Annotated in this window: 15 protein-coding genes, 1 tRNA gene and 1 pseudogene; 13 read left to right on the forward strand and 4 right to left on the reverse strand. The window is 55.2% G+C overall.

Annotated elements, in window-relative coordinates:
• Positions 1-83 precede the first annotated feature (83 nt).
• From P5704_010000 to P5704_010010, 3 genes are all read left to right on the forward strand, one after another.
• Positions 84-737: a Crp/Fnr family transcriptional regulator gene (locus tag P5704_010000; GenBank protein ID WOF80778.1), complete on the forward strand. Its 654-nt coding sequence runs from the start codon at positions 84-86 to the stop codon at positions 735-737.
• Between the two features lie 78 nt (positions 738-815).
• Positions 816-1,112, forward strand: a complete 297-nt coding sequence (gene cowN, locus P5704_010005) for a N(2)-fixation sustaining protein CowN (GenBank protein ID WOF80779.1) — start codon at positions 816-818, stop codon at positions 1,110-1,112.
• Positions 1,113-1,171: 59 nt separating this feature from the next.
• Positions 1,172-1,248 (forward strand) — tRNA-Ile (locus tag P5704_010010).
• 785 nt (positions 1,249-2,033) lie between these two features.
• Here the strand turns inward: P5704_010010 and P5704_010015 are convergent.
• The gene (locus P5704_010015) at positions 2,034-2,294 is read right to left on the reverse strand and encodes a helix-turn-helix transcriptional regulator (protein WOF80780.1); all 261 of its coding nucleotides are present in this window, start codon (positions 2,292-2,294) and stop codon (positions 2,034-2,036) included.
• 76 nt (positions 2,295-2,370) lie between these two features.
• On the opposite strand from P5704_010015, the gene P5704_010020 reads away from it, so the two are divergent.
• The 7 genes from P5704_010020 to P5704_010050 all read left to right on the forward strand — a co-directional run bounded on the left by P5704_010020 (position 2,371) and on the right by P5704_010050 (position 7,764).
• Complete coding sequence (locus P5704_010020; protein ID WOF80781.1) at positions 2,371-2,826, forward strand: hypothetical protein; 456 nt, start codon at positions 2,371-2,373, stop codon at positions 2,824-2,826.
• 111 nt (positions 2,827-2,937) lie between these two features.
• Entirely contained in the window at positions 2,938-3,336 is a 399-nt protein-coding gene (locus P5704_010025) for a hypothetical protein (GenBank protein WOF80782.1), read from the forward strand.
• Positions 3,337-3,653: 317 nt separating this feature from the next.
• Positions 3,654-4,100, forward strand: a complete 447-nt coding sequence (locus tag P5704_010030; GenBank protein WOF80783.1) for a hypothetical protein — start codon at positions 3,654-3,656, stop codon at positions 4,098-4,100.
• A gap of 281 nt (positions 4,101-4,381) precedes the next feature.
• A complete protein-coding gene (locus tag P5704_010035) occupies positions 4,382-4,747 on the forward strand; it encodes a hypothetical protein (GenBank protein ID WOF80784.1) in 366 nt (121 codons plus the stop codon).
• Positions 4,748-4,807: 60 nt separating this feature from the next.
• Positions 4,808-5,167: a hypothetical protein gene (locus tag P5704_010040; protein ID WOF80785.1), complete on the forward strand. Its 360-nt coding sequence runs from the start codon at positions 4,808-4,810 to the stop codon at positions 5,165-5,167.
• Positions 5,168-5,459: 292 nt separating this feature from the next.
• Entirely contained in the window at positions 5,460-6,461 is a 1,002-nt protein-coding gene (locus P5704_010045; GenBank protein WOF80786.1) for an IS5 family transposase, read from the forward strand.
• Between the two features lie 937 nt (positions 6,462-7,398).
• Positions 7,399-7,764 carry a histone-like nucleoid-structuring protein, MvaT/MvaU family gene (locus P5704_010050; protein ID WOF80787.1) on the forward strand — a complete coding sequence of 122 codons (366 nt, stop codon included), beginning with the start codon at positions 7,399-7,401 and terminating at the stop codon, positions 7,762-7,764.
• A 125-nt stretch (positions 7,765-7,889) separates the two neighbouring features.
• Here P5704_010050 and umuC read toward each other — a convergent pair whose 3' ends face one another.
• Positions 7,890-9,170: a translesion error-prone DNA polymerase V subunit UmuC gene (umuC, locus tag P5704_010055; GenBank protein WOF80788.1), complete on the reverse strand. Its 1,281-nt coding sequence runs from the start codon at positions 9,168-9,170 to the stop codon at positions 7,890-7,892.
• The gene (umuD, locus tag P5704_010060) at positions 9,157-9,588 is read right to left on the reverse strand and encodes a translesion error-prone DNA polymerase V autoproteolytic subunit (protein ID WOF80789.1); all 432 of its coding nucleotides are present in this window, start codon (positions 9,586-9,588) and stop codon (positions 9,157-9,159) included. The genes umuC and umuD overlap by 14 nt, the downstream gene beginning before the upstream one ends.
• Positions 9,589-9,670: 82 nt before the next feature.
• On the opposite strand from umuD, the gene P5704_010065 reads away from it, so the two are divergent.
• Positions 9,671-10,384, forward strand: a complete 714-nt coding sequence (locus P5704_010065; GenBank protein WOF80790.1) for an SOS response-associated peptidase family protein — start codon at positions 9,671-9,673, stop codon at positions 10,382-10,384.
• Positions 10,385-10,553: 169 nt separating this feature from the next.
• Here the strand turns inward: P5704_010065 and P5704_010070 are convergent.
• Positions 10,554-11,054, reverse strand: a pseudogene (locus tag P5704_010070) (transposase).
• Between the two features lie 401 nt (positions 11,055-11,455).
• Here P5704_010070 and P5704_010075 point away from each other — a divergent pair.
• Together P5704_010075 and P5704_010080 are read left to right on the forward strand one after the other, a co-directional pair.
• Positions 11,456-11,899, forward strand: coding sequence for a hypothetical protein (locus P5704_010075; protein ID WOF80791.1), 444 nt, complete (start codon positions 11,456-11,458; stop codon positions 11,897-11,899).
• A gap of 629 nt (positions 11,900-12,528) precedes the next feature.
• Positions 12,529-12,945 carry a topoisomerase DNA-binding C4 zinc finger domain-containing protein gene (locus P5704_010080; GenBank protein ID WOF80792.1) on the forward strand — a complete coding sequence of 139 codons (417 nt, stop codon included), beginning with the start codon at positions 12,529-12,531 and terminating at the stop codon, positions 12,943-12,945.
• Positions 12,946-13,028: the final 83 nt, after the last annotated feature.

The raw sequence follows: 13,028 nt of genomic DNA on the forward strand, positions 1-13,028 counted from the left end.
GCCGGGGCTTTTGCTATCCGCGACCTGCACCACCCCGCCAAGCGCGCTATCCTCGGCTCTCGCCCACGACCGACCGAATCGCCATGCACGGATCCGACAGCTCGCCCCTGTTCCAGACCGCCCTGCTGCAGGGCTTCCGTCAGCGCAACCTGATCGAAGGAGAACTCATCGGCAGCCCCGGCGCCTCACGCGACAGCGTGTTCATCGTGCGCAACGGGCGAATCCGCGTGTACCTCGCCTCGGAAGACAAGGAATACACCCTCACCTTTCTCGAAGCCGGCGATATCTACAGCACCCACAGCGGCGCCTACATCCAGGCGGCCAAAGCGAGCGAGGTGCTGATTGGCGAAACCGCCCTGATGCTTCGCACACTCGATGCGCTACCCGACGCCGCACCCTCCATCATCCGGGCCCTGGGCCAGACCCTGGCGAACTCCATGCAACTGATCGAAGACCTTGCCTTTCGTGACGTCGAAGGACGCCTGGCGCGTTTCTTCGACGGCATGCTCGCACGCAAGGGACGCCCGCACGGAGACGCCCAGCGCCTCGAGCTGGACCTGAACACCGAAGACATCGCCCACCTGCTAGGCACCACGCGGCAGACCGTCTCCTCGTTGATCAACCGCCTGGCCCGCCAGGGCATCCTCAGCCGAGTCGCCCCCGGCACCTTCGACATCCACCGCCCCGACCTGCTGAAAACACGCAGCCGGCAACCCGGCAAGCTGTCGGCTGGCTGACAGACGCCGGCCCAGTCTCGCCCTAGGATCAGCGCTTCCCCAAACCGACCACCGCCCAACCGGCCAAGGAGAAGCGCAATGCCCAGCGTCGTGACCTATCGCAGCGTCGCCGGCGACCAGCCGTTACCCTACATCGAATGCGACCGCGGCATCCGCACCCTCTACTCGCGCATTCAGCACTACATCAGCCAGGATGACGGCAACTGCCCCCTGTGCTGCTACCTGCGCGACAAGATCGGCAGCCGCAATGGCTTCGAGCCCGATGCCCGACTCATCCTCCACGCGCAAATAAACGTCATCCACGAACTTTTCGAGCGCAACGACGACCACGAAATCGCTCTCTTGCTGCAACGCGTGGAAGACGACTGCTGCTGAACCCCAGCAATCAGTTGGCGCCCCAGGGACCCGACCGGTATAATCCGCCGGCCTTCTGGGGGCCTATAGCTCAGTTGGTTAGAGCAGAGGACTCATAATCCTTTGGTCCACGGTTCGAGTCCGTGTGGGCCCACCAATAAAGTTAAGGACTTAGGCCAGCTTTCGAGCTGGCCTTTTCTTTTCTTGGCTAAAAAAACTTTTTGGGTACCGCTTTGCGTACCGTTTCGTTTTGCTTGGCAAGGCCTGTTCTTAGCGCCTATAGCGCTGGCCTGCGTAGGTGAACGGCGTAACAGCAAGAATTGACAGGATAGCGATAGCCCCATACCTTGGTCTTCCCACTGTTGTGGGACGGGATTGGCGTCCCGGTTTCTGAGTCGGTGCAAGCGCGTCTTGACACCACGCATGGCTGTGCCTTTATGGGCGGGCCGTGCAGGGCATCTTCGGATGCGCCGGCCCTCAGACCGGTACGCCAACCTGTGCGGCCTGCTCACCAATTGGCGTTGGTGAGCAGAACCTTTCCGTTCTGAGGATCAACCATGCCCTACCCTACTAGCGACAACCGCCCATCCCAGCCCAATGCTGCTGATCAAGACAGCACACTGGCCGACCGGAACATACAACGACCGCAGGCCGGCTTCGCCCCACTATCTCCCAACGACCCCAGCTGCCTACTGGGATTTCGTAGCGATGCATCCGCTAGTGAGCTCTATGACGAGGCGTCTCTGCGTCAACACGCCGTGCTTGGTTTGCTCAACGCCCTCGGCGGTACACCCAGTTCAAGTGAGCTCGCAAGCGAACCGCTGATTGCATGCGTTCGGGCGATCAGCTTGTTGTGCAGCGATGCTGCTGCGCTTTATTCCGCAGCCAGGAACCGCGCGCAGCAAGAATCAGCCTAGTCCGATACATACAGAGCGCGCGGGACTATTCTCGCGCCTCTTGCGGCGACAGCTCGGATTCGTAACGCTGCACAAACTCGACCAAGCCGAGGCCCAGCACACGGCAGATGTCTCGCAACTGAATAAGGTCAAGCCTGCGCAGACCACGCTCAATGTCGCTCGCGAACGACTGGGGGCGGCCAAGTGCCTCGGCGAACTGCCCCTGAGTCAGACCTGACTCAATACGGCATTGCCTGAGCAAACGCAGCAGCACCATGTTCTCATCTCGGTATATCGATTTTTCCACGAGAAGCGCTCCAGCGGTTGACAAAGCCCGAATGTATATCTACCTTATCGATTATCTGAATTACGGGTTTTCAGTTATGAAAATTGCTTCCATCTGCCCACTCATCGCTCTTGATGTCGACCGGTCTGCACTGCTAGACGTCAGAAAGCATATTTTGTACTTGAGCGTTGAGCGCATCCTCAGCCGCTTCGACTTCGAGCTGTCGGCAGTGCTAAACCGTGTGGCTGACTCTGATTTAAAAATCCGTTTCGATCCGTTAAACGGCACGCCGTGTCTGAATTTCAGAGATATTCCGGGCTTTCTTAACATGATCCGTCCGGCCAAGAATGCTCGCTTCAATAGGTGGAAGATGTGCATGGAGCTCGATTGCTCCGAACTTTCAATAAAAATGGACCGGCAAGGACTGCTCTATAAGCCACAACAGTTAAGCATGGAGCTGATGACAATATGTATGCCTTACCGCCCTTTTTATCCAACCAAAAAAGATATGGATGACATGCTGACCTTTGCGCAGGGAGTCACAGCGTTCTGAAAGTTCGTTTCGGTAACGTGCGAGGTTTCACCTCACCGGTATCCACGAATGCCGAATGAGCTAATGAGCTAATTAGCGCCATTGAGCAATCGCGCATTGAGGAAGGTTAGGATGAATGAACTAAACGCACTGACAGATCTTCTCTACACACCAGGTCAGCCCATGGCTGGCAGTGACATGTCGGACGAAGACGCCATCGCTTATGCACGGAACCACTTCCCACAAGACGGTTATTGCATCGTGCGTGAATGGATCTGGATTGATCTTGATGCAAGTGAGGAACTGCGCGCTGCGCTAGCGAAGAGGCAGCGCCAACCGGTAATACTGTATGCACACTGCGTCGTCTTCGACGGCAAACGCCGCTGGGATGTCGGCGACTTTGTGCGCACGTCGCCGCTGCACGCTTTCGAAAAGGACTTCCACTTCAAAACGCTCAACACTACATACCTACTCCTCGGCGGCGGCACACGGAAGCTCGCTACGGCAGAAACGATGGCTCGAATTTTCTGAATACCCGGAGGGCTAGCTAATGCGAATTCATCTGTTGTCCGATCTGCACAACAAGTTCAGCACCTACATACCCTCAGTAGTCGATGCCGATATTTTTATTCTTGCAGGTGATATTGATGTGAAGGCGCGAAGAGTCGAGTGGACCAAATAGGCATTTCAAATTCCTGTTTCTTTGCGTGCTCGGCAATCATAAGTACTACCGCGGCCACATGATACGCACGCAGGAGAAGATACGTAGCGCCTGCCTGGGGCCCCATGTACAGGTGTTGGGACGCGATTCTATTGTAATAGGTGGCACTCGATTCTTAGGTGCAACGATGTGGACTGATTTTAGCGCTAAAAGTAACAAATCTCTGGCGTCGATCACTTTGCAAAGCTTGATGAGCGATTACCGCCAGATTCGTGCAGGAGAGAATTTCCGGCGCATGAAGCCCGGTGACCTCGCTGCCGAAGCGTTAAAAACAAGAGTTTGGCTACTAAACAAACTATCCGAGCCATTTTCAGGGCCAACAGTCGTGATAACGCACCACGCACCAATTCTGCGCTCATTAGCGCAAAGCCCACATGCAGGCAATCACCTTGACGCCGCGTATGCAAATGAGTGGCTTGATCTGATGGACGGTGAGCCAGTGGCGGCGTGGGTACACGGCCACTCCCATACCGTCGTTGACTATTACAAAGCTGGAACACGGATCGTCTGTAACCCCAGAGGATACCCAAACGAGAACACCGGCTTCGATCAAGATCTAATTGTTTACCTCTGAGGAGCAGCAATTGCGTTCAGTGCCCCCGCTGCCATGCAGATGCTGCATTAGGCTCAAGCCTAAAATTCAGCCAAGCGATCACGGCTTACCTAACCGACGCCCGTATTGCGGTCCGCTGCTGCTTGGGCGTCACAATAGCGATATCAGCGCTGACCCAATGTTGGGGTGGTTTACAGATGGGCACCGGATTGAAAATCGGTCATCTGTCGAAAGGCAAGTTCTGCGGGCCCTCCATGCTTAGTAAAACCGAGCGATACACAATGACCAACATAGGAGCCCATATGGAGCTTACATCCGCACCAGACTTAGGAGACACACTCGAAGCCATCACAGACTGGGCCGCACAGAAAAGCGCAGAGCAACACAGAAACGAATTCAAAAATATTGTGAAGACGCAGTTCAAGGACACGTTCGGTGCTGACTTTGGGGACGTACCGCTGACAATGGCAGAGGCTGCTTTCAATGAACTCTGCTTCATCCTCGCCAACGCCCCCCCAACCACCGCCTCGACAGCGGCTATTAATTTCGAAACCATCTGCACTCAGCTCGTAAACACAATCGGTTTCGGAGCAAAGCGCGCGAGCAAAGCTGATGTCGTGGCTGCTATGAACGCGCTGGAGCTTATGCGGCTTAAAGAAGGCGAGTAAGACGTGCAGCAAAGCGCTTCAGCAGAGCCGTTGCTCGATCTAACTCTTTAGGACACGACGATGCGCCGAGTATCCCTTTATGCCGCCATGCAACTGCAAAAGGCTTTCGACTTATGTTTCAGCGAGCCTGTCACGGCCTATATCACCAGCGCCTGCATCGCAGCAGGCTGCTGCGTCGGCGTTACACATCGGCATGCCAAAGCAGACCCGGATTCAGGTCGGTTTGGCGACGGGCATCTTATCCATACATCAGACATTGTCCGGGTTGACCGCGAACACTCGTTTTGGGTCCTGCGTACTTTCAGCGGAAGCTTCTACGTCGTCGCTTCATTGCACCCACAAGGCGGATATGAATCACTGCTGGCATTTAAAAAAATTCTCCCGCAGTGCGTTCATCCAAGGCCTGCACGCTTGCATTAATGTCAGGGGTGTAGCCGTAGGCCCTGGCAGTCATCTGCCTTGAGTCGACACACTAGAGCTTGAGGTGTTGGTCATGAACGACGAGGCATCGGAGCATGTGAAGCCGACTAAGGTTGCTTTGTGTGACGTATGCCGTGGCAGCATCCCTATCGATGGTTACGGCACGCAATTTGGTGTGCTCGGCGCCACTCGGGGGCACGGCTCGAGGTATGGGGGCCTCTAAAAACCGGCCACCTCACGGTAAAATCGGCGCGCCCTTGATCCTCCGGAGCCCTGCCCATGCTCAGTCTGTTTGCCGACCAGGAACGTGAAGCCAAGCTGGAAGCTGGACTGCCTGGGCGATCCACTGGCCCTGCTGGACAAGCATGTGGACTTTACGGCCCTGGCAGCCGAGATCGACCGCTGGGCGCCCAGGCCCAGTCGGGCCAAGGGCGGTCGGCCTCCCTATCCAACGGAGTTGATGACCCGCCTTCTGGTGCTCCAGCAGCTGTTCAACTTGTCCGATGAGCAGATGGAGTCCCAGCTGATCGACCGCATGAGCTTCCAGCGTTTTGCCGGGCTGAAGCACTCCGGGCGAGTTCCGGATCGCAACACGATCTGGGTCTTTCGCGAGCGCCTGGTACAGGCCAACGTCGAGCATCAGATCTTTGCCGAGGTGCAGCGCCAGTTGCAGCAGCATGGATTCCGGGCCCGCGAGGGGCAGATCATCGACGCCAGCATCGTTCGCGCACCCCTTCAGCACAACACGGCCGATGAGCAAGCGGTGGTGAAGGAGCAGGCGTTACCGGTCGAATGGTCGCCCGCCAAACGGCGGCAAAAGGATGTCCAAGCGCGCTGGACGAAGAAGCACGGCAAGTCGTATTTCGGCTACAAGCTCTCGGTCAGCGTGGATCGCCGGCACAAGCTCATTCGCTGCGTGAGGGTGAGCGATGCCAGCGAGGCCGATACCCGGCATCTGGTGGATGTGCTCGGCCGGAACAACAGCAGCCGGGACTTCTGGGCGGATCGCGGCTATCACGATAAGCCCCGAGAGCAGTGGCTCCGGATGATCGGCTGGCGACCGCATATCCAGCGCAAGGGCCAGGCTGGCAAGCCTATAGGGGAGCGGGGCAAGGCACAAAACAAGCGCATAGCCAGCCCCCGAGCCCGCGTCGAACATGTCTTTGCCAGCCTCGCGCAGATGGGCGGCAAGATAATCCGGAGCATTGGTCTGGCGCGAGCCCAATTTGGCCTGATAGTCAAATCGGCGGTTTACAACCTCAAGCGGATGTCGAGCCTGCTGGAAATGACCTGAACCGGGCACCGGTTGCGTGATGCAACCGGCCATTCACGATGCTCTGCGAGCGTCCAAGTCGGCGTTCGGATGCCAAGGAGCTGCACTTTCGCATCCTGGCTCAGCCCGGATGTGTGTTTTTAGAGGTGCCCGTATGACGGCGAGAATTAGGAAGTGCACCACTGCAAGCTCTGCTTCTTCAGAACTCTTTCAGGCTTGCTGGGAGAACTGATGCACACCATGTTAAATGGGGAGACGGAAGATCTGAGCAATTATGCACTCATAGCGCGATGACTATTTCAACGACATTGGTTGATGACGCTGAAGCCAAACGCCCGCCCAAAACTGCAATCGCTGCTCAATCGCCATTTCGGCCAGGCAGCGCCTGGCGGCTAATGATTTGACAACAAAATTGCGGGGGCATACTTGAAGCAGCGAAGCGTTCCTTCAAGTATGCCCCCGCGCCCCATACTTGAAACCTTCAAGTATGGGGCAGTTGAGCATTTTGGGCGTTTGCAGGTAAGCGAAACGAATGTGGAGCGAGACCGAGCAATAAGACCAAAATGATCAACTGCCTTCGCGAAGCGGCTGCCATTGTTGTCAAAAAAGGCAGCTTTCTTCATTTGCCGCAGGTAAATGGCTAGCTCCAATTTCGATGCTATGCATGGCTACCTCTGCTAAAGCAGAAGAAGCCTGCTCACGTCCGCTTCCTCTACGGGATGCGCGACGTTTCTATGCAACGGCCGCCGCTTGGTCACCTCCCATTTTGCTAACCCACCACTTCATATGTCAGGAAGTACGCACCTCTCTGGCTGACAAACACTCCGCAGCCCATCCCTGTACCAGCCTTCTCGATGACTGAATTACTCACGAAATCGGTCGGTCCTTAGTTTTCTCCCTCCGTGCCCAAGCGGTAGACTGAGACACACAAAGCAGTTTCGTTCTCCGAAGGTTACCCATGTCCAAACTCGCCGAATTCAAAGCTCTAGAAGCCCAGCTCGCAGCCCAGCTCAAGCAGCTTGATGCTCTTAAGAATGACGACAAACTCAAGCGCGAAATCGAGTTCGAGGAAAAACTCCGCAATTTGATGGGGCAATATGACGTAGGCCTGCGCGAAATTATTTCAATATTGGATCCGCAGCCCAGCCGCACCAGCATCAGCGCCACCCCGACGTCTCAAGCGCCTCGTCGGCAGCGCCAAGTTAAGGTTTACAAAAACCCAGAAACTGGAGAGGTGGTAGAGACGAAGGGTGGCAATCATAAGATTTTGAAAGCTTGGAAAGAAAAGCACGGCGCCGAAAAGGTAGAGGGTTGGCTTCAGTAAGCTATCCGACCAACACAAGAGCCAGGCACTGCCTGGCTTTTTCTTTACGCTTTCAGCGGTCAACGGATGCAAGCGATCGCACTACAACCAGTACCTGGAATTCATCGGTCCTCGCATGCACTCGCCTAGTTGCACCGCACCACCCACAACTGATCCAGCCTGGTCGTGAAACTTTGGCTCATCATCTCCCGTCGCATGCCCCAGTCCGGCGCGGTGGTTACGCGGCCGGGCCGGAGGGTATTGCGGCCCCACTTGGCGTTGATTGCATCGAGCACGCCCATAACGCGCTCCGACGCGGCGGGCTGGGTTTGGGCGAATAGATCGTCGGTGTACTCGCCGCGCTGGCAGAGGTCCATCAGCAGGACCTCTGCCTTGCTGAACGAAAAGCCATCGCGATAGATGTGTTCCAACCCAGCGATCGCCGCCCGGATGATGTAGCGGGTGTCGTTGGTGGGATACGGCAGCTCACACACGACGCCTTTCGCGAACTTGGGCTCGTCGGGATTAAACATGCCGGTACGGATGCTGATTCGGACGCGCTTGCACATGGACTGCTGTGCCCTCAGCTTCTCGCTGGCCCGAGCGGCATATGCCGCCACTGCGTCCTTGATTGGCTCAAGCTCGCGCAGGCGCTTGCCGAACATCCGCGAGCAGCAGATCTCCTGTTTGGGTGACGCGACCTCCTCCAGATCGAGGCACGGCGTCCCGCGCAGTTCGCGTGCGGTTTTCTCGATGACCACGCTGAATTTTTTGCGCAGGGTCCAGGCATCCGCGCTAGCTAGATCCCAAGCAGTACGTATGCCCAACCTGTTCAGGTGCTCGGTCATCCGGCGACCGACACCCCATACATCGCCGACGTCAGTCACGCGCAGCACCTTGTCGCGCCGCACCGGGTCGAGAAGGTCCACTACCCCACCCGTCTGCTTCTGCCAGCGCTTCGCTGAATGGTTCGCCAACTTGGCGAGCGTCTTGGTCCCCCCAATGCCCACCCCGACCGGGATACCTGTGCTGCGCAGTACCTCAGCGCGGATCCGCCTGCCGAGCACTTCGACGTCTGGCACACCGGTAAGGTCGGCAAACGACTCGTCGATTGAGTACACCTCAACCGCAGGCACCAGGCTCTCGATGACCGTCATGACGCGCTCGCTCATGTCGCCGTACAGCGCGTAATTGCTGGAAAACACCACAACGCCCCAACGCTCCAGGTCGCGCCGGATCTGAAAATACGGCACGCCCATTTTGATACCGAGCTGCTTTGCCTCGGCCGAGCGCGCGATCACGCAGCCGTCATTGTTCGAAAGCACGACGATAGGCGTACGGCGCAAGTCTGGTCGAAAGACACGCTCGCAGCTGGCGTAGAACGAGTTGCAATCAATGAGGGCGATGGCCCGCTCAGTACTTGCCATGGATTCGGATGCTGTATGACACCACGCCCCATACGTAGAGTTCTTCGCTTTCGAGGAGGTACCGCGGCGGGAACTTCGGATTAGCCGAGCGCAGAATGACCTGGCTGCCGGCTCGGTCGAAAATCTTGACCAGAGGCTCGTTATTCAGCGCTGCGATGATCACCTCCCCTTTTTCTGCCTCCCGTCCCCGGTCGATGATCAGAATGTCTCGGTCGAAAATGCCGACCTGGATCATGCTCTCCCCGTCTGCGCGCGCCAGGTAGGTATGCGGAGCTCGGATGTTCATCAGCTCGTCGAGCGAGATGCTCCCCTCCATGTGGTCCTGCGCTGGGCTCGGGAATCCGGCGGGCACGCAGAAACTGAAAAACGGCAGTGCAATTGTGGCGGGAGCAGCAGGTCCCAACATATGGACGGGCATGGCACAGACCTCATAACTGTATGCATATACAGTATTCTGAAGCTAGAGTCCGGTCAATTGAACCAGATGTGCGGGGGCACCCATGTGTGGACGTTTCGCTCAGTACCGAATCGCCTATGAGTACCTGGACAAGATCGCGATGCAGCTGCCCTTGCCATTGCGTGGCAGCGTGAATCCTGAGCCAATCGGACGCTACAACGTGTGTCCGCAATCACTGGTTCAGCTCCTGCACCAGGACGATGATGGCCTGCGCATGGAGCCGGTCAAGTGGGGTTACGCCCCATTGTGGGCACAGGGGAAGCGACCACCAGCGATAAATGCCAGGGTGGAAACGGCCGCGACTAGCAAGTTCTTTCGCGATATCTGGCAAACCGGCCGCGCAATAGTGCCCGCTGATGGTTGGTACGAGTGGAAGATGGACGCGGCCAACCCGAAGATCAAGCAGCCCTACTACATCACGCTCCGTAGCGGCGAGCCGATGTTTTTCGCTGCGCTCGGGCGGTTTCAGCGAGGCGCCTCGCTGGAACCCCGAGACGGCGACGGCTTTGTTGTCATTACGTCATCTAGCGCTGCCGGCATGCTCGATATTCACGATCGGCGTCCTCTGGTTCTATCGCCAGAGTACGCTGCGCTCTGGATGCAGCAGGAGCTTTTGCCGCTCAAGGCTGAGGAGCTAGCACTGGCGCATGGTTTATGCGTCGAGGAATTCGAGTGGCATCCGGTGGGTAAGGACGTCGGGAACGTGCGGAATGATGGGCCGGAACTTATCAATAGGATCGCCCAGCCGCTGGTATAAAGGCATTTCGCTTCAATGACCGTTGGTGACAACCTAAATCAAGTGCGAGCTTTGCTTTCAGGCCCGCCACTGTATGGGCTCGCGCGACGGTGAGTCGTCAGTTTAGAAAAGTGAGCCAGGGAAATTCGCTAAAGCTCAAACGACGAGCTTGAACACACCTCTTAGGGGCTTCCATGCGCCGCTTCAGTTTGGCGCTGGTGAAATTGCGGTCACGGTTGTTCACTGCCTTGAATTTGCTGCCGTCGATGGCAACCAGGTTTTCGTCAAACAACCCCAACTGCTGGCAGAGCAAAACGAACTGGCGGCAGACGCCGCGAATGGCCTTGCTGTTGTCTTTTCGGAAGTTGGCGATGGTCTTGAAATCGGGCATCAAACGCCCGGTTAGCCACATGAGTTCGACGTTGCGCTGGGCTTCTCGCTCCAGACGTCGGCTCGATTGAATTCGGTTTAGGTAACCGTAGATGTAGATCTTCAGCAGGATCGCCGGGTGGTAGGCAGGTCTGCCGGTTTCGGCTGGAATGACGCCATCAAAACCTAGATTGGCCAAATCGAGTTCATCGACGAAAACGTCAACCACCCGAACCGGATTGGTATCGCTGACGTAGTCGTCGAGGCTTTCGGGAAGTAAGGTGCTTTGACCTCGATGTTCACCCTGGATAAACCGTTTCATGGGCGTCCCTTGCGATGAGATTCTCGGAAATCATAGCAAGGGTTTACCGGGATGTTTTTACACACTCTGGGCCACTAGCCGCCGTTGGTCAAAGGCAGATCACCACCTAACAGCTGCAGGTCGCTTTATCGGATCGCTTAACGAGATTCGAGGCTTGGGCTTTCTGTCCGTTGCGAAGCGGCAGATCAGCAAGGCTGAGTGTCGTGGCGTTTAGGAAGCGATTGGGAAAGCTCCTGTATAAAGACCGATGGACGCCGCCACTGGCAAAACGCTAGCATTCCGTCAGGGTGGCCTGAGAACGTCAGCTATTGAAAGCCCACCCGTGTAATGATGCCGGGTTCCTTGCGCAGTCCCTGATCGCAAGCTCTTAGTGGTGTTAGTTAAAAATAAAGGGAAGTATTATGGCCTTAGGGATGCTTCAACGAATAATTTTAAAAAAGTTCATAAAGAATTTTATAAAGGCAGTGCCGTTTAATTTGCGAGAAAGAGAGCCTCTTGCGTTCTCAGCTACGCTATTAGTCGAGGCGATGGTTTCTCATTTTACTCAACATGTTCATGGTGACTATGAGAAATATTATGAAGTAAAAGAAAGCATTAAATTTGAAACTATAGTTTTATTTTCAGCACTAACGGGCGAATCTGTAGATAGTATCAAAGGCATGACGGATTCGGTTATGAATGTGGTCTTTACAGAACTAGCTGGCGATCAATTCTCTTCCGAGTTTTACAGCGAAACGGTTGCGCTGCCTCACTACAGCAACGTCTTTATAACAAAAGAAAGATTAACTGCGCTATACGAGCTTTATAAAATCAAGAAATCTAAGGCCACCACAGATGTGACCTGATGTAGGTCCCTCGATATCGCTTCTATATCTTCATAAGAATGCTCGGGCATAGCGCCGATCGCTTTTTACATAAAACCCGTCGAACACCAATTTTTTAACCGTAGTATTTAGGGCTCTGCTGGGATCGTTGAGCATGCATCCGCCGGGCAAGTTGTATGTCGTTGTTGGGTTTTTCTAACTCCGCTGGGTGGCTGCAGGGCAACGCCTCCCGCTTTTTCGGCCGATCTCGGACGGCCCCCACGGGTAGCTGAGGGTCAGAAGCGGCCTCTTACTAGAGACCTCCATTTGCCGGTTTCCCGCCCTGGCGAACGGTTGCTTTGGGTCGTCAGCTACCGATGGCCGGGGCCGACCGGCATGATCGGCCAGAAGCTGCCCTCGGGAAAGTGGCTACTTCCTCGTCACGAGCAGCAGTAGTACGGTGAAAACAGGTCATGGACACGTTGCTACCGACTTCGTAATCTCTGCGCAGGCCATGTCGCTTTTTCTTCTCGCCTCATATCGCGTCTCCACGGCGCCCCGCATGCTGTTGAAGGAGTTTTTCCATGGACAAGGAACGTTATCAGGCACAAGTGGTGGAAAACACTACCCACTTGTGCCTCCAGCTTATAGTAATATTTTTGGACTAAAGCATGATAAAAGAAGTATTCAAGAGTGCGCTAAATAACTTCCAAGTACTATTAATTGCATGGGTGATTATAATAATTGCCAATCAATTGTTTATTTTTGGCGCATGCTTTGCTCCCTACTGCTTAATGGCCGCGCTACCGCACACCTTTGTTATTGCTCTTTTGGTTAATTACTTTTTTCTAGCCAATGAATCGAGCCCATCAGAAAAATCAATTATTAAAGATAAATACAAGGATTATAAATTTACCAAGCCGAAAATAGAAGTTCAGGATGGTGATTTTGAGGAAGTTCAAACACCGTACTGCCCTAAATGTGGTTCATTAATGGTGCTCCGAATAGCTAAAAGCGGCCCATATTCGGGTAAAGAATTTTGGGGCTGCTCAAAATATCCAAATTGTAAAGGGCTGCTAAATATATAACTTTTTCTCAGGAAATATAACAAGTCATTCAAGCTGACGCAGCTCGCTCGACGCTGTTAAGTCCACATCTAGACGGCAAGATC

The sequence above is a fragment of the Pseudomonas sp. FeN3W genome (assembly GCA_030263805.2).
Classification (GTDB): domain Bacteria; phylum Pseudomonadota; class Gammaproteobacteria; order Pseudomonadales; family Pseudomonadaceae; genus Stutzerimonas; species Stutzerimonas stutzeri_G.